This window comes from Cyanobium sp. Cruz-8D1, from assembly GCF_024345975.1.
Lineage (GTDB): Bacteria > Cyanobacteriota > Cyanobacteriia > PCC-6307 > Cyanobiaceae > Cyanobium.
Genome location: NZ_JAGQCD010000005.1, coordinates 18,621 through 34,193, shown reverse-complemented (window position 1 = coordinate 34,193; position 15,573 = coordinate 18,621). Strand labels below are relative to the sequence as shown.

Genomic DNA, 15,573 nt, shown 5'->3' with positions numbered 1-15,573 from the left:
CCCCATACGGCCCGTGACAGACCCCTCCCGCTACGAGCCCGAGTTGATCGAGCAGCGCTGGCAGCTGCAGTGGGAGCAGTTGGGACTGCACGCCACACCTGACCTCGCCGGCGACGCTGGCGACACCTACTACGCCCTGTCGATGTTCCCCTATCCCTCGGGGAGCCTCCACATGGGCCATGTGCGCAACTATGTGATCACCGATGTGATCGCCCGGGCGGCCCGGCTGCGGGGGCGTCAGGTGCTGCACCCCATGGGCTGGGATGCCTTCGGACTGCCGGCAGAGAATGCCGCTATTGAACGGGGCGTCGACCCGGGGGACTGGACCGACCGCAACATCGCCCAGATGCGCGAGCAGCTCAAGCGCCTGGGTCTGTCGATCGACTGGGACCGGGAGGTGGCCACCTGCCACAGCGATTACTACCGCTGGACCCAGTGGCTGTTCCTCCAGTTTCTCGACGCCGGCCTGGCCTACCGCAAGGAGGCGACGGTCAACTGGGACCCGATCGACCAGACGGTGCTGGCCAATGAACAGGTGGATGCCGAGGGGCGTTCCTGGCGCTCCGGCGCCCAGGTGGAGAAGCGCCGGCTGCGGCAGTGGTTTCTGAAGATCACCGCCTACGCCGATGCCCTGCTCGACGATCTCCCCTCCCTGCAGGGCTGGCCGGAGCGGGTGCGCACGATGCAGGCCAACTGGATCGGCCGCTCCCTCGGGGCCGAGCTGACCTTCACGGCCGAAACCGGTGCCGCCATCACCGTCTTCACCACCAGGCCCGACACCATTTTCGGAGCCACCTATGTCGTGCTGGCTCCGGAGCACCCCCTGGTGGCCGCGCTGACCACCGACGACTGCCGCCTTTCGGTGGCCGCCTTCTGCGATCTGGTCAGCCGCCAGAGCGAGCAGGAGCGCACGGCCGAGGACCGGCCCAAGCGGGGCGTGCCGATCGGCGCCTGGGTGCGCAACCCCGCCAGCGGCGAGCAGATTCCCGTCTGGATCGGCGACTACGTGCTGGCCGACTACGGCACCGGTGCGGTGATGGGGGTGCCGGCCCACGACCAGCGCGACTTCAGCTTTGCCCGCCAGTACGAACTTCCCGTCAGGCGGGTGGTGATCCCCGAGGGGTCCGACCCCCACGCCTACGAGGGCCAGGCCTGGACCGAAACCGGTGTGCTGATCGGCTCCGGACCCTTCGATGGCCTGACCACCGCCGAGGCCAAAACGAGCATCGTCGCCAGCGCCGAAGCCCAGGGCTGGGGCCAGGGACGGGTGCAGTACCGCCTGCGCGACTGGCTGATTTCCCGCCAGCGCTACTGGGGTTGCCCCATCCCCGTGATCCACTGCGACAGCTGCGGCGTGGTGCCCGTCCCCGACGACCAGCTGCCGGTGGAACTGCCCCGGGACATCCCCCTGAGCGGCAAGGGGGGCACCCCCCTGGCCAAGCTGGAGTCCTGGGTGAACGTGCCCTGCCCCCGCTGCGGCGCCCCCGCCCAGCGGGAGACCGACACCATGGACACCTTCATGTGTTCGTCCTGGTACTACCTGCGCTACAGCGACCCCCACAACGACCAGCGGCCGTTCGGGCGCGACGCCGTCGACCGCTGGCTGCCCGTGGATCAGTACGTGGGTGGCATCGAGCACGCCATCCTGCACCTGCTCTATTCCCGCTTCTTCACCAAGGTGCTGCGGGACCGGGGCCTGCTGGGCTTCTCCGAACCCTTCGCCCGCCTGCTCACCCAGGGCATGGTGCAGGGCATCACCTACCGCAATCCCCACACCAGCCAGTACGTGGCGCCGGCCGAGGTGGCCGACCCCAACGACCCCCGCGATCCGATCAGCGGCGAGGTGCTGGAGGTGTTCTACGAAAAGATGTCCAAGTCGAAGCACAACGGCGTCGATCCGGCGGTGGTGATCGACCGCTACGGCGCCGACACGGCCCGCATGTTCATCCTGTTCAAGGCGCCGCCGGAGAAGGATCTGGAGTGGGACGACGCCGATGTGGAAGGCCAGTACCGCTTCCTGCAGCGCCTCTGGCGCCTGGTGGACGCGGCCCATGGCCGGGGCCTGCGCCTTTCAGGGCCAGGAGCGCCGCCCATGCAGGAGCCCGATGCCGCCTGCTTCAGCGACGGCGACAGGGAGCTGCGGCGGGCCGTGCACACGGCCATCGCCGCGATCAGTGAAGACCTGGAAGGCGAGCTCCAGCTGAACACCGCCGTCTCGGAGCTGATGAAGCTCAGCAATGCCCTGGCCGCCCAGCTGGAGGCCGCCAGCCCGGCCGTTGCTACGGAGGCGCTGTCCACCCTGCTGATCCTGCTGGCCCCCTTCGCGCCCCACCTGGCCGAGGAGCTCTGGCAGAAGCTCAACGGCGGCGGCAATGGGGCGCCCGTCGCGGCGGAGGCCAGTGTCCATCGCCAGCGCTGGCCCGTCGTGGATCCAACCGCCCTGGTGCGCGACACCATCCCCCTGGTGATCCAGGTGAAGGGCAAGATGCGCGGCAGCCTGGAGGTGCCCGCCGACGCCGATGCGGCGACCCTGGAGCGCCTGGCGCTGGAGAGCGAGGTGGCCCAGCGCTGGCTGGAGGGTCAGCCGCCCCGGCGGGTGATCGTGGTGCCCGGCAAGTTGGTCAACCTGGTGCCCTGAGGGCGGCGGCGTGGTGGCGCAGGTGGTCGTCGATGAAGCTGGCGATGAAGAAGTAGCTGTGGTCGTAGCCCTCCTGGTAGCGCAACTCCAGGGGATGGCCGGCCGCTGCCGCCGCCGCCGCCAGGTCGGCGGGCCGCAGTTGGCTGTCGAGGAACGGATCGGCGAGGCCCTGGTCCACCAGCAGGGGCAGGCGCTGCGCCGCTGAGGCGAGCAGGCGCGTGGCATCCCAGGCAGCCCAGGCCCGTTGATCGGTGCCCAGGTAGGCCCCGAAGGCCTTCTGGCCCCACGGACAGGCCGAAGGGTGGCAGAGCGGCGCGAAGGCGGACACCGAGCGGTAGCGGCCCGGGTGCCGCAGGGCCGCCACCAGGGCGCCGTGGCCCCCCATCGAATGGCCGCTGATGCTGCGCGCCTGGCTCAGGGGCAGCTGGGCCTCCAGCAGGGCGGGCAGCTCCTCCACCACGTAACTGTGCATGCGGTAGTGCCGGTCCCAGGGGGAGGCGGTGGCATCCACGTAGAAGCCCGCCCCAGGGCCCAGGTCCCAGCCACCCTGCGGATCGGTGGGCACCTCGGGGCCCCTGGGGCTCGTGTCCGGCGCCACCAGGGCCAGGCCGAGCTCGGCGGCGAGGCGATGGGCCCCGCCCTTCTGCATGACGTTCTCGTCGGTGCAGGTGAGGCCGGAAAGCCAGTAGAGGGCCGGCACCCGGGCCCCGGCGAGGGCCTGGGGGGGCAGGAACACCGCCAGGGTCGCCGGGCTGTTCAGCTCGGACGACGGGTGCCGGTAGCGGCGGTGCAGACCGCCGAAGCTGCGGTTTTCGCTGAGCAGCTCGATCATGGTGACGCCGATCTCCGCGGTCTCAGGGGGTTCAGAAGTGGATCACCGAGCGGATGCTCTCGCCGGCGTGCATCAGATCGAAGGCCCGGTTGATGTCCTCCAGCCCCATCGTGTGGGTGATGAAGCGCTCGAGGGGGATCTCCCCCTGCTGGAAGCGCTCGACATAGCCGGGCAGCTCCGTGCGGCCCCGCACCCCACCGAAGGCGGAGCCGCGCCACACCCGCCCGGTGACGAGCTGGAACGGTCGGGTGGCGATCTCCTGGCCCGCTCCGGCCACACCGATGATCGTGGATTCGCCCCAGCCCTTGTGGCAGCACTCCAGGGCGGCGCGCATCACCTGGACGTTGCCGATGCACTCGAACGAGTAGTCGACGCCGCCGTCGGTGCGATCGATCACCACCTCCTGGATCGGGGCATCGAAGGCCCTGGGATCGAGGCACTCGGTGGCGCCGAGCTGGCCGGCGATGGCGAACTTGTCGGGGTTGGTGTCGATGCCGATGATCCGCTCGGCCCCGGCCATCACCGCCCCGATGATCACCGCCAGGCCGATGCCGCCGAGGCCGAAGACGGCCACGCTGCTGCCCGCTTCCACCTTGGCGGTGTTGAGCACGGCGCCGATGCCGGTGGTGACGCCGCAGCCCAGCAGGCACACCGTCTCCAGCGGCGCCTCCGGGGCGATCTTCGCCACGGCGATCTCAGGCACCACCGTGTATTCGGAGAAGGTGGAGGTGCCCATGTAGTGGAAGATCCGCTCGCCGTTCCTGGAGAAGCGGCTGCTGCCATCGGGCATCAGGCCCTTGCCCTGGGTGGCGCGAATCGCCTGGCAGAGGTTGGTCTTGCCGGAGAGGCAGAAGCGGCAGGCGCGGCATTCGGGCGTGTAGAGCGGAATCACGTGATCCCCCACCGCCAGGGACGTCACGCCTGGCCCCACCTCTTCCACCACCGCACCGCCCTCATGGCCGAGCACCGCCGGGAAGATCCCCTCGGGGTCGGCACCGGAGAGGGTGAAGGCATCGGTGTGGCACACCCCCGTGGCCACCACCCGCAGCAGCACTTCGCCGGGCCGAGGGCCCTCCACGTCGATCTCGGTGACCTCCAGCGGCTGGCCGGCGGCCCAGGCGACCGCGGCGCGGGAGCGGACCATGGCAAAGATCCGAAACCTATCAGGTGTGGTGGAAGGTCAGGCTGTCGGGCCGGGCCCAGTCGCCAACGGCGCCATAACCGCGATCGTTGGCGCAGAGGTGGCGCAGCAGCCAGAACACCGGCTCCACCGCCTGCAGCTCCAGTTGCGCCTGAATGGTGGCCAGGCTGCGGGGCTGGCCATCGGCCAACAGACCCTCCACCTGACTCTGCAACGCCAGGATCCCCGCGGCCGCCAGCTTGCCGGCTTCCACCCCGGGCTGGTGGTAGGCGTTGACGTTGACCAGCTCTCCGTAGAGCCCGACGGCCCGCTCGAACAGGCCGATCAGGGCCCCGAGGCCCCGGGCGTCGAAGCGGCGCAGGGTGATGGTGATGCTCTGGCGGTCCTGTTCGGCCAGGGCCGCCCGGGTGCCCTGCAGGAACCCCTCGAGGAAATCGGCGGGGCATTCGCCAGCGATCGTGGCGATCTCCGCCGGGTCCTCCAGCACCTCGATGAAGGTCACGAAGAAGTTGTCGAGCCCATCGCGCAGTTGCTGGACGTAGGCGTGCTGATCGGTGGAGCCCTTGTTGCCGTAGACCGCCAGGCCCTGGTGCACCACCTCACCGTCCCGGTCGAGCCGCTTGCCCAGGGACTCCATCACCAGCTGCTGCAGGTAGCGGCTGAACACCTCCAGCCGGTCGCGGTAGGGCAAGACCACCATGTCGCGGCGACCGCGGCCGCCACCGGCCACGTGCCAGGAGGCGGCCAGCAGGGCCGCCGGATTGGCCCGCAGGCTGGGCACCCGTGTGAGGCGATCCATGGCGGCGGCCCCCTCCAGGAAGCCACGCAGGTCGGCGCCGATCAGGGCGGCGGGCAGCAGGCCCACCGCACTGGTGATGCTGGTGCGGCCCCCCACCCAATCGAACATGTCGAAACGCCGCAGCCAGCCGGCCGCCTTGGCCTCCTGATCCAGGTGGCTACCGCCCATGGTGATGGCCACGGCCTGGGCACTCCAGTCGCCCCCGGCTGCCACCACCCGGGCCCGGGCCTGCACCATGCCCAGGTGCGGTTCGGGGGTGCCCCCCGACTTGCTCACCACGATCACCAGCGTGGTGGTGAGCCGCTCGCCCAGTCCGGCCAGGGTGCGGGCCATGCCGTCGGGGTCGACGTTATCGAAGAAGTGGAACGGCAGACCCGTGCCATGGCGCTGCAGGGCCCTGAGCATCAGCAGGGGCCCGAGCCCGGAGCCGCCGATGCCGATCCAGAGAACGTCAGTGAAGGGTCCGCCGCCGGGCGCCGTGATCGTGCCCGCCAGCACCTCCCGCCCGAAGGCTTCGAGCCGATCCACTTCGGCAGCGATGGCCACCGCCACAGCCGGATCGGGAGCCAGCTCCGGGGCCCGCAACCAGTAATGACCCACCTGACGCCCTTCGTCGGCGTTGGCGATGGCCCCGGCCTCCAGGGCCTCCATGGCGGCGAAGGCGCGGGCGAAGGGGGCCTGGAAGGACGCCAGATCCTCCTCCCCAAGAGCCATCCGGCTCACATCCAGCCAGAGGCAGAGATCGGGATCGTGCCAGAGAAGCTGGCGGAAACGCTCCCAGAGGGCAGCGGAATCGTGGCCGTTCAACGGCGGCAGCGGGGACATGGCTCCTGGGACGCCGTGACGGGCCCCCGAACCGTATCCAGCCGCCTCCATATTCGGCAAGCGGATCGGCGGATGCGGGGCTTCCCCCACAGGGTCCAGCGGCGAGAGCGCCCCACTGGCGGGGCAAATCCGGAAGTGTTCGTTACGATTGATGGAAAGAGCACGTTTTTGCTTGCTGTCCCGCTTCGCAAGAACTAGGCCTTCCAGCCTCACCCGCCAGCCTGGGGCTTATGGCCTTGTGCTGCGAGCGACCCTGCTGCTTGGGGCGATCGGACTGTGTGTCGTTCCCTTCAGCCGGGAACCCCAGCGCCAAGGCCGCAGCCCCTTCCTGCTCACCGAAGCGGAGCGCGGCCTTGAGGCCTTTCCCCTGATCAGCCCCTCCACCAGCGAAGGCCTGCGTCCGGACCCGGTCGATTTCAGCCCTGAGGAGCTACGCGAACTGAACCGCCGCTTCGGCGTCCACGGCCCCCAGCCTCGCCTCGCCCAGCTGTTCACCGAGGGCATCGACCAGCTCCAACCCCTGCGCACCCATACCCTCGGTCGGCTTGAGGAGCTCAGGCCGGTGATCCTCAGCGAGAGCCGCCGTCACGGCATCAACCCGATGCTGGTGACCGCCGTGCTGTTCGATGAACTGCAACATGCCAAGCCCGGCGAGGATCACCCTCTGGCCGCCCGCAGCGGCCTGTTCAGCACCCTTGGGCCCGCCCAGCTCAGCCTCGGTGAGCTCGTCAAGCAGGGCCTGCTGCCGGCCGATGCCACCCCGGAGCAGATTGATGAGGCCCGCATGCAGCTGCTCGATCCTGACCGCAACGTGCGGTTGCTGGTCGGCAAGTTCGTGCGTCTCAAGCAGGCCCTGGGCCTCTCCGGCCAGACCCTGATGAACGCCAGCACCAACCCGGCCGACGCCAAGGCCATGGCCACCCTGGCCTACCTGCACAACGGCAAGCTCGATTACCCGGCGCGGGTGCTCCGCTACATGCAGGATCCAGAACTGCACGCCTTCCTGTACGGCAGCCGCAAGCCGATCACCAGCCCGCTCCTCTGAGCCCGATCAGCAGAGGACGCCGATGGCGGCCAGCCGAAGCTGCAGCTCGCGCCACTCAAAACTGCGGGGATCCATCCGTTCTCCACCCAGATCCACGTGCTGGTGGGTGGTGATGTTGCTGGCCGGAATGCCGTAGCGGCGCATCCAGCGGCCCAGGACGATCGCCAGCGCGTCGTACTGGGCGGCGGTGTAACCGCTGTGGGCCCTGTCCTGGTTCTCCCCATCCAGGGGAGTTTCCAGGCTCAGGTGCAGGGAGAAGTTGTTGATCGAGCCTCCCACCTCCGGGTTGGTCACCACCCAGCGGCCGTTGAAGGCGGAATTGCCCGACCCGAAGGCCCGTTTGGAGGGATCAAGCACTTCCACCACCCGGCCGTCGAGACCGATCAGGGTGTGGTAACTCACCTGGTCTTCGTCGCGGGGATGGGGCGTCATGAAGGTGTTGATCGCCGAGTTGATGCCGTAGACGGTCTCATGCAGCACGACGACCTGGGGCGTGGGATCCAGCGGCTGGCCGAAGACATCCTGGCGAAAGCGCTCGCCGTAGTTGCTCGGATCGATGCGCAGCCGGGTGGTCTCGTAACGGAGGCGTTCCGCCAGGGCGAGCAGGCGGCTGCGCAGCAGCGGGTCGGCCTGACAGGCGCCCCCCAGCGGAGCGCGCCAGGCCGCCTGGGGTGGCGGCAGGACCTGGGCCGCCGGGGGCGGCTGCAGCTGTCCGCCGGCGCCCGGGGACTGGCGCACCTCGTCCAGCAGGTCGAGCAGGGAGGCACGGCCGCCGGCATTGCCCGGGGCGCCGAACAGGTCGCGGCCCAGCCAGGTGAGACCACCGAGGCTCAGCACACCCGCGCCGGCCACCGCCAGGACCAGGGGACGCAGGGACGAACTCATGGCTCGAGGGACAGCCAACGCCGCCGGTTCAGACCCGTACGGTCGTTGGTCAGCAGGGGGTCGATCAGCAGCTGCCAGCTGGCCACGGCCGGGGGGTCGGGCCACAGCCCGGTGCTGCGCACCAGGCCATCACGGCAGTAGAGCAACACCCGTTCCGCCGGCGGCGCGGCGGGGCCGATGGCCAGGCTGAGGTCGTCCGGCCGGCGCAGCCGCACACCGTCGAGGGCCAGCAGCTCATCGCCGCTCTGCAGGTGCGACCGTTCCGCCGGGCCGTCCCTGTGCACCCGTTTCAGCTGCATCGGCCTGTCGGCGGCGTCCTCGAGCTGCCAGCCGAAGAACGGCTCCGTCGCGGGCTTCGGCACCAGGGCCAGGCCCACGTCAGCCAGGTAGCTGGCCAGGTCGGGGTCGTCGCTGCTCTCCAGCCAGTGGGGCAGCAGCTCGGCCAGGTCGGCGGCCTGGTCGGCGAAGGCGGCGATCAGGTCGTCGTTCCGGTAACCCCGGCCCCAGGCCCCATGACGGCGCCAGAGGGCCCGCAGCACCACGGCCAGGCACGACCCCTGCCGCCGCAGGTGCAGGTCGAGCACCAGGGCGACCACGGCCCCCTTGAGGTAGTAGCTGATCTGGCTGTCGGCGGAGGAGGCGTCCTGGCGGTAGAGCTTTACCCAGGCCTCTTCGGCGCTTTGCCGCAACCCCTGCACCCGGCGACCGGGGGTGAGCAGGTAACGGCTGAGGTCGGCCCCCAGGTCTTCGAGCAGTTCGGCCTCCGTGCCCAGGCCGGCCGCCAGGGGCAGCAGCAGGTCGAGGTAGGAGGTGACGCCTTCGGCAAACCACAGACCAGGCACGATCGCGGCCCGGTCGTAGTCGATGGGGGTGAGCTCGGCGGGCCTGAGGCGGCGCACATTCCATTGGTGGAGATACTCATGGGCCACCAGTTGCAGCAGCTTGCGACGACCGCCTGGCGCCGCCAGGGCCCGGCGCCCGAACTGGAGCACGCAGCTGTGGTCGTGTTCGAGGCCGCCGTAGGCCTCGGCCAACAGATGCAGCACGAACAGGTAGTTGTCGCTCGCGGGCGCCGGCTCCCCGACCAGGCGGCAGCAGGCCAGGGCGACCCGCTCCACATCGGCGAGCCAGAGGGGATCGTCGGCGGGCAGGTCGGCGCCCCAGGTGACCCAACGGTGGGGCACGTCAGCGACGCTGAACCGGTGGCAGGGATGGGGGCCGGCCTCGATGGGACTGTCGATGAGGCGGTCGAAGTCTGGGGCGATCCAGGCGTTGGCGCCGGCGCTGGGCAGGGGAACGAAGGCCTGCCAGCCCTCGGGCAGTTGCAACGCGAGCCGGTGCGGGTGCCAGCGTTCGCCGCTCACCTGCAGGACCACCCCGGCCAGGGCCAGAAAGCCATGGTCGGCGCTGAGGTGGCAGGTGCGCACGCTCAGCTCGGTGGCCTGGAGGCGGTAGCGAACCACGAGCGGCGCCAGGCTGCTGAGATCCAGACACCAGCAGGCCTGCGCCGTTCGCGTGCTGGCCACGGGGACGCCCCCCTGGTGCACCTCCAGGGCCTCCAGGTTCCGGACGTAGTCACGGATCAGGTACGAGCCCGGGGTCCAGGCGGGCAGGCGCAGCTCCGGCTGCAGGCAACGGGGTGTGAGCTGGAGCGTGACCCTGACCAGGTGGCGGTGGGGTTCACGCAGATCGAGCTGGACGATCGGCCCGGCGGCCGGATCACGAAGGGGTGGGTCGTCAGACACGGAGCTCGATCGACGCCGTGGGAAGAGCCAGGCTGGCCTCCTGGAGGGCCGCTCTGGCGGCGTAGGCGCGGGTGATCCGGCCCAGCAGGCTCTGCAGCGCGGTGCTGCGACTGAGGCGCTGGAGATCGCCCACCAGGGCCAGCGAGCCATCCGCCTGGCGGGTCCATCCCAGGGACTGACCGTCCTGCAACTGCACCTGCAGCGTCACCGCCAGGCGCTCGTCACCGAAACCGGCGAGTTCACCGCCGTGGCGCCAGGGAAGCTTGAGGGTGGAAAGTGTGGCCCCCAGCAGATCCTCATCCCGCAGCACGGTGGGCAGGATGGAGAGATGGGACATGGACGCAATGCCCGATTCAGCCGACCATAGCGATCCCAGCGGATCTCTCCAGTGGCCATGGCCACAGCGGCTCCCGGCCGGTGGGGCCCCGCTGCGACTGGCGGTGATGGCGTCCGGCGAAGGAAGCAACTTCGAAGCCCTGGTGGAGGCCTGCGCGCAGGGGCGACTGCAGGGCCAGGTGGTCGTTCTGGCGGTGAACCGGGAGGGTTGCGGAGCCCTGGGCCGGGCCGAACGGCTCGGCATCCCCTGCCAGGTGATCGACCACCGCCGCCAGCCGTCGCGGCAGGCCCTCGACGCGGCCCTGATCACCCTGTTCCGGGAGCACCGGGTCGATCTGGTGGTGATGGCGGGCTGGATGCGCATCGTCACCGCCGTGCTGATCGAAGCCTTCCCGGATCGGCTGGTGAACATCCACCCCTCCCTGCTGCCCAGCTTCCGCGGCGCCGATGGGGTGGCGGAAGCCCTGGCCGCCGGGGTCACCCTGGCGGGCTGCACCGCCCACCTGGTGACGGCCGACGTGGATGCCGGACCGATTCTGGTGCAGGCGGCCGTGCCGGTGCTGGCGGGGGATGACCGGCAGCGGCTGCACGCCCGCATCCAGGTTCAGGAGCATCGGATCCTGCCGTTGGCTGTGAGCCTGGCCGCCCAGCGGCTGGCTCAGGGGTAGAAGGGCAGCAGCGGCAGGCCGGTTCCCGCCTCCAGGCCGCTGAGCAGGTTGAGGCACTGCACCCCCTGGCCGGCCTGGCCCTTGAGCAGGTTGTCGATGGCGCTCATCACGATCAGCTGGCCGGTGCGCAGGTCGACCTGCACCGAGAGCAGGCAGCGGTTGGTGTTGCGCACCCACTTGGTGGAGGGGTACACCCCCACCGGCAGCACCTGCACGCTGGGGCTGTGGCGGTAGGAGGCCTTCAGCAGGGTCGTGCAGTCCTCGGCCGTCAGGCCGGGGTCCCGCAGGCGGCCGTAGACCGTGGCCAGCAGGCCGCGCACCATCGGCATCAGGTGGGGGGTGAACTGCAGCTGGATCGGCTGGCCCGCCGCCTGGGCCGCCAGTTGCTCGATCTCACTGGTGTGGCGATGGCCCACCACCCCGTAGGGGGCCACCGCTTCGGCGGCTTCGGCCAGCAGCAGGTTTTCCTTGGCCGCCCGGCCACCGCCGGAGGTGCCGGTCTTGGCATCGATGACAATGCCGCCCGTCTCGATCAGGCCCTGCTCGAGGAACGGCAGCAGGGCCAGCAGGCTGGCCGTGGGGAAACACCCGGGGGCCGCCACCAGGCGGGCCTCGCGGATACGGGCCTCGGCCACCTCCACCAGCCCATACACCGCCTCCTGGCAGAGCTCGCCGTCCTGGCGGGTCACCTGGCGGGCTTCGGCGGCGTAGACCTCCTGCCAGCGGGCCAGGGAGCGGTAGCGGTAGTCGGCCGAGAGGTCCACCACCTTGACGCCGCGCTGCAGCAGGTCGGGCACCAGAGTGGCCGCCAGGCCGTTCGGCAGGCTCAGCACGGCCAGATCGGCGGCGGCGGCGATCGCGTCCGGGTCCGGCGCGCGCACCACCAGGTCGTCGGCCAGGGGCAGGAAGGGCACCAGTTCGCTCCAGCGCTTGCCCGTGCTGCGCTCCCCGCCCAGAAAGCTCACCGAGAGATGGGGGTGGTCCTGCAGCAGCCTGAGGGTCTGCAGTCCCCCGTAGCCGCTGGCACCGATCACCGCAACGCGCTGTCCAGCCATGCGGAACGCCGAAGAACGCTGGATCGTACCGGCACCCTATAAATGAGCTTCGATCCTTTCAGGGATCGGCCACGTCCAGCGCCCCTGCGGGCGCCGGCCTTCCCCTTCCTTTGCATCCCTTGACCGTCCTGTCCGGCCCACGCCAGTCCACGGGAATTCACTTCGATGCCATCGCCGATGCCCTGGCGGCGATCCGCAACGGCGAATCGATCGTGGTGGTGGATGACGAGAACCGGGAGAACGAAGGCGATCTGATCTGTGCGGCCCAGTTCGCCACACCCCAGCAGATCAATTTCATGGCCACCGAGGCCCGGGGCCTGATCTGCCTGGCCATGGAAGGGGAGCGGCTCGATGCCCTCGATCTGCCCCTGATGGTGGATCGCAACACCGACAGCAACCAGACCGCCTTCACGGTGAGCGTCGACGCTGGACCGGAGCGGGGGGTGAGCACGGGCATCTCGGCGGAGGACCGGGCCCGCACGATCCAGGTGGCGATTCACCCGGAGACCCGCCCCGGCGATCTGCGCCGGCCGGGCCACATCTTCCCCCTGCGGGCCCGGGAAGGGGGCGTGCTCAAGCGGGCCGGCCACACCGAGGCGGCGATCGACCTGGCCCGCCTGGCGGGCCTGTATCCGGCCGGGGTGATCTGCGAGATCCAGAACGCCGATGGCTCGATGGCGCGCCTGCCCCAACTGGTGGACTACGCCCACCGCCATGGCCTGCGGCTGATTTCGATCGCCGATCTGATCCGCTACCGGCTCGACACCGAACGCTTCGTGCGCCGCCAGGCGGAGGCGACGCTGCCGAGCGCCTTCGGCTCCTTCCGGGCGATCGGCTACCGCAACGAACTCGACGGCAGCGAGCATGTGGCGATCGTCAAGGGCCATCCGGAGCGGGCGACGGCACCGGTGCTGGTGCGGGTGCATTCGGAATGCCTCACCGGCGATGCCTTCGGTTCGCTGCGCTGCGACTGCCGCCCCCAGCTGGAGGCGGCGCTGCGCATGATCGAGGCCGCCGGCGAGGGGGTGGTGGTCTACCTGCGCCAGGAAGGCCGCGGCATCGGCCTGATCAACAAGCTCAAGGCCTACAGCCTCCAGGATGGCGGCCTCGACACGGTGGAAGCCAATGAACGGCTCGGCTTCGCCGCCGACCTGCGCAACTACGGCGTCGGGGCCCAGATCCTCAGTGATCTCGGTGTGCGTCGGCTGCGGCTGATCACCAACAACCCGCGCAAGATCGCCGGCCTCGGTGGCTACGGGCTGCAGGTGGAGGATCGGGTGCCGCTGGTGATGGATCCGGGCCTGCACAACGCCGCCTACCTCCAAACCAAGCGAATCAAGCTTGGCCACCTGATGGAAGAGGAGTACCACGGACTGACAGCATTACTTGGCTGGGATGGCGGGGATGGGCGGGACCCCCTTTATCTGAGTGAGGCCTTCGATAGGTTGCGTGGGTGGACCAGGGAGCAAGGTCTGCTGCTTGAACGCGAGAGCGATCCCCGCCTGCTAGCCCTGCTTGATCAGCCGCAGCTGGCGCTCTTGCTGGGCTGCCCAGACGGCCGCCTGCTCAGCGCCGCCGACCTAGCCGCCAGCCTGCAGCAGTTGACGCAGCAGGGAGGGAGCCAGCGCCTTTCGCTGCTGCTGGCCCCCGATGCCCAGCGCCTGACCCACCCCAACGCAACACTGGAGGCCGAGTTTCGCGATCTGAAGGACCTCAGTCCTGGCGAAAACGAAAGCTGCCCGCGACTTAGCCTGCAACCGGGGGCATTCGTTGTGTGGCGCTGAATTGAGCCGGAGCTTCCACTCAAACTGCCAGGCCGATCGGACTTGGAATTTAGCGGAGTGGCAGTGAAGCAAATACAAGCCCAAAGGCCTTGGAGCAATTGCCATCTAAAAGTCAGGCACTATTACAGAGACGAAAGCATAGCGACTGAGGATTTCAAGATGATCACCAGAATGCAGAACTGAATTCAAGTCAACCCATCTCGACCCATGTCGAGACTGGCCAATGCTGGCATGCAACGCACGCAGTCCGCCCAGGGGGCTCGAACAAGCATGTGACTCATGAAATACCAAGAAAAGCCAGGCCGGACACGCTGATACTACTTCTTGATTTTCGGCAAGATCAGGGCTTAGATTTGAATTCTGAGTTTCAGCTGCCAAGCCGCCATGTCGAAGATACTTTTTCTGCACCAAAACTTCCCAGGCCAGTATTTTCACTTGGCTCAGGCATTGAGGGATCGAGGCGATACTGTCATTGCCATCGGCTTGGAGACGGCAAGTGAGCTAACGGGCATCCCCCTTCACCGCTACGATCCTGCGCCCAGTGGCATCATTCCCGAATGCCATCCATTGCTATCTGATAGTCAAACCAAAGTGCTCAGGGGGGCTGCAGTTGCACAGACCATCCTGAAATTGATGGGAGAAGGCTTTGAGCCTGACCTAGTGATCGGTCACTCTGGGTGGGGAGAGATGCTGGCATTGGCAGACATCCTCCCCGGCGTACCCGTAATTCACCATCAGGAATTTGTTTATAATGTTAAAGGGGCAGACTATGGATTCGACAAAGAATTTCATCATCCAACCTGGATGGATGTAACAGGTGTTCGCATACGCAGAAACTTTCAATTACTCGCGCTTGATAGTTTTACATGTGCGACTACCTCAACATGGTGGCAATGGAGCTCAATACCAACTGCCTATCGAGATCGCGCTGTTGTTGTCCATGAAGGCATAGATACGACCAAGATCACGCCAGAGGAACCACCTGGAGAAACAGGTGAGATTACTTTGTCCAGGGATGGAGTCGTGCTTCGCCCAGGAGATGAAGTGGTGACATTTGTCAGTCGCAACCTGGAGCCTTGCCGTGGCTTTCATATCTTTATGCGGATGCTCGCACTATTGCAACAGCTCCGTCCAAACATGAGAGCAATCATCGTCGGTAGAGATGGAAAAGGATATGGCAGCCCTCCACCAGACGGTGGGGACTGGCGAACGTTCATGATGAGGGAGTTGTCGAGTCGAATTGATTCAAAACGAGTACATTTTGTGGGTCAGGTTCCCCATTCCGTCCTGCATCGTGTTTTTCGCCTGAGCGCTTGTCATGTATACCTGACAGTACCATTTATTCTAAGTTGGAGCATGCTTGAGGCGATGGCCTGCGGATGCGTGGTCGTGGGGTCAGCCACGCCACCAGTCCAAGAGATGATTAGACATGCCGAAAATGGATTACTAGTTGACTTCCTTGATCACGAAGCTTTAGCTAAGACTGTAGCGAAGGTGCTGGCTAATCCCAAAGACTACATGCATCTCCGGCGATCAGCTCGCCAGACAGTTGTCGATCGCTACGACCTTCATAGCGTATGCCTGCCGAAGCAGATTGAGATGATAGATCGGCTTCTCAGAGGAGATATCTACCCTGCTGAGCCGTTGCGCCCGCCTGCTGAACTGGAATCGATTTTAATGAATGGAGCTTAAACAGCCAGGCATCCTGTACCGAGAATACAGACCTATTGAATAGACTGTGCGCTGCTAGCGATCAGGTAATTTCGAACAGCGGGTCAGCAAAATGATGTTGGACATAATTGGGCCAGCATTACCCAACA

At 67.5% G+C, this 15,573-nt stretch carries 12 protein-coding genes; 5 read left to right on the top strand and 7 right to left on the bottom strand.

All coding sequences use genetic code 11. The features are described 5' to 3' along the window. Window positions 1-13: 13 nt before the first annotated feature. Complete coding sequence (gene leuS, locus KBZ33_RS04685; RefSeq protein WP_254950687.1) at window positions 14-2,638, top strand: leucine--tRNA ligase; 2,625 nt, start codon at window positions 14-16, stop codon at window positions 2,636-2,638. Here leuS and fghA read toward each other — a convergent pair. The 3 genes from fghA to KBZ33_RS04670 are packed head-to-tail and all read right to left on the bottom strand — an operon-like array spanning window position 2,622 to window position 6,235. Then, window positions 2,622-3,467 carry an S-formylglutathione hydrolase gene (fghA, locus tag KBZ33_RS04680; RefSeq protein ID WP_254950889.1) on the bottom strand — a complete coding sequence of 282 codons (846 nt, stop codon included), beginning with the start codon at window positions 3,465-3,467 and terminating at the stop codon, window positions 2,622-2,624. The genes leuS and fghA overlap by 17 nt on opposite strands. A 34-nt stretch (window positions 3,468-3,501) precedes the next feature. Beyond that, the gene (locus tag KBZ33_RS04675; RefSeq protein ID WP_254950685.1) at window positions 3,502-4,614 is read right to left on the bottom strand and encodes an S-(hydroxymethyl)glutathione dehydrogenase/class III alcohol dehydrogenase; all 1,113 of its coding nucleotides are present in this window, start codon (window positions 4,612-4,614) and stop codon (window positions 3,502-3,504) included. 19 nt (window positions 4,615-4,633) lie between these two features. Beyond that, window positions 4,634-6,235 carry a glucose-6-phosphate isomerase gene (locus KBZ33_RS04670; protein ID WP_254950683.1) on the bottom strand — a complete coding sequence of 534 codons (1,602 nt, stop codon included), beginning with the start codon at window positions 6,233-6,235 and terminating at the stop codon, window positions 4,634-4,636. A gap of 238 nt (window positions 6,236-6,473) precedes the next feature. Here KBZ33_RS04670 and KBZ33_RS04665 point away from each other — a divergent pair, with 238 nt between their 5' ends. Then, on the top strand, window positions 6,474-7,280 hold the full coding sequence (locus KBZ33_RS04665; RefSeq protein WP_396107953.1) for a helicase DnaB: 807 nt from the start codon (window positions 6,474-6,476) through the stop codon (window positions 7,278-7,280). A 6-nt stretch (window positions 7,281-7,286) separates the two neighbouring features. Here the strand turns inward: KBZ33_RS04665 and KBZ33_RS04660 are convergent, their stop codons facing one another. From KBZ33_RS04660 to KBZ33_RS04650, 3 genes are read right to left on the bottom strand one after another with little or no spacing between them, the layout of a single operon-like run. Next, on the bottom strand, window positions 7,287-8,165 hold the full coding sequence (locus tag KBZ33_RS04660; protein WP_254950681.1) for an N-acetylmuramoyl-L-alanine amidase: 879 nt from the start codon (window positions 8,163-8,165) through the stop codon (window positions 7,287-7,289). After that, complete coding sequence (locus KBZ33_RS04655; protein ID WP_254950679.1) at window positions 8,162-9,910, bottom strand: M61 family metallopeptidase; 1,749 nt, start codon at window positions 9,908-9,910, stop codon at window positions 8,162-8,164. The genes KBZ33_RS04660 and KBZ33_RS04655 overlap by 4 nt, the downstream gene beginning before the upstream one ends. Then, complete coding sequence (locus KBZ33_RS04650; protein WP_254950677.1) at window positions 9,903-10,247, bottom strand: DUF1257 domain-containing protein; 345 nt, start codon at window positions 10,245-10,247, stop codon at window positions 9,903-9,905. The genes KBZ33_RS04655 and KBZ33_RS04650 overlap by 8 nt, the downstream gene beginning before the upstream one ends. Before the next feature lie 7 nt (window positions 10,248-10,254). On the opposite strand from KBZ33_RS04650, the gene purN reads away from it, so the two are divergent. After that, window positions 10,255-10,914, top strand: a complete 660-nt coding sequence (purN, locus tag KBZ33_RS04645; RefSeq protein WP_254950887.1) for a phosphoribosylglycinamide formyltransferase — start codon at window positions 10,255-10,257, stop codon at window positions 10,912-10,914. Here purN and argC read toward each other — a convergent pair. Further along, a complete protein-coding gene (gene argC / locus KBZ33_RS04640) occupies window positions 10,905-11,969 on the bottom strand; it encodes an N-acetyl-gamma-glutamyl-phosphate reductase (protein ID WP_254950675.1) in 1,065 nt (354 codons plus the stop codon). The genes purN and argC overlap by 10 nt on opposite strands. A 170-nt stretch (window positions 11,970-12,139) precedes the next feature. Between argC and ribBA the strand changes: the two genes are divergently transcribed. After that, window positions 12,140-13,753: a bifunctional 3,4-dihydroxy-2-butanone-4-phosphate synthase/GTP cyclohydrolase II gene (gene ribBA, locus KBZ33_RS04635; RefSeq protein WP_396107997.1), complete on the top strand. Its 1,614-nt coding sequence runs from the start codon at window positions 12,140-12,142 to the stop codon at window positions 13,751-13,753. Window positions 13,754-14,137: 384 nt separating this feature from the next. Beyond that, window positions 14,138-15,445 (top strand): glycosyltransferase, encoded by a 1,308-nt coding sequence (locus KBZ33_RS04630; protein WP_254950671.1) that lies wholly within the window; start codon window positions 14,138-14,140, stop codon window positions 15,443-15,445. The last annotated feature ends 128 nt before the right edge of the window (window positions 15,446-15,573 follow it).

Excerpts from the sequence above, each read along its gene's own strand:
- KBZ33_RS04675 (WP_254950685.1), bottom strand. The coding sequence starts at position 4,614 with ATGGTCCGCTCCCGCGCCGCGGTCGCCTGGGCCGCCGGCCAGCCGCTG.
- KBZ33_RS04670 (WP_254950683.1), bottom strand. The coding sequence starts at position 6,235 with ATGTCCCCGCTGCCGCCGTTGAACGGCCACGATTCCGCTGCCCTCTGG.
- KBZ33_RS04660 (WP_254950681.1), bottom strand. The coding sequence starts at position 8,165 with ATGAGTTCGTCCCTGCGTCCCCTGGTCCTGGCGGTGGCCGGCGCGGGT.
- KBZ33_RS04650 (WP_254950677.1), bottom strand. The coding sequence starts at position 10,247 with ATGTCCCATCTCTCCATCCTGCCCACCGTGCTGCGGGATGAGGATCTG.
- purN (WP_254950887.1), top strand. The coding sequence starts at position 10,255 with ATGCCCGATTCAGCCGACCATAGCGATCCCAGCGGATCTCTCCAGTGG.
- argC (WP_254950675.1), bottom strand. The coding sequence starts at position 11,969 with ATGGCTGGACAGCGCGTTGCGGTGATCGGTGCCAGCGGCTACGGGGGA.
- KBZ33_RS04630 (WP_254950671.1), top strand. The coding sequence starts at position 14,138 with ATGTCGAAGATACTTTTTCTGCACCAAAACTTCCCAGGCCAGTATTTT.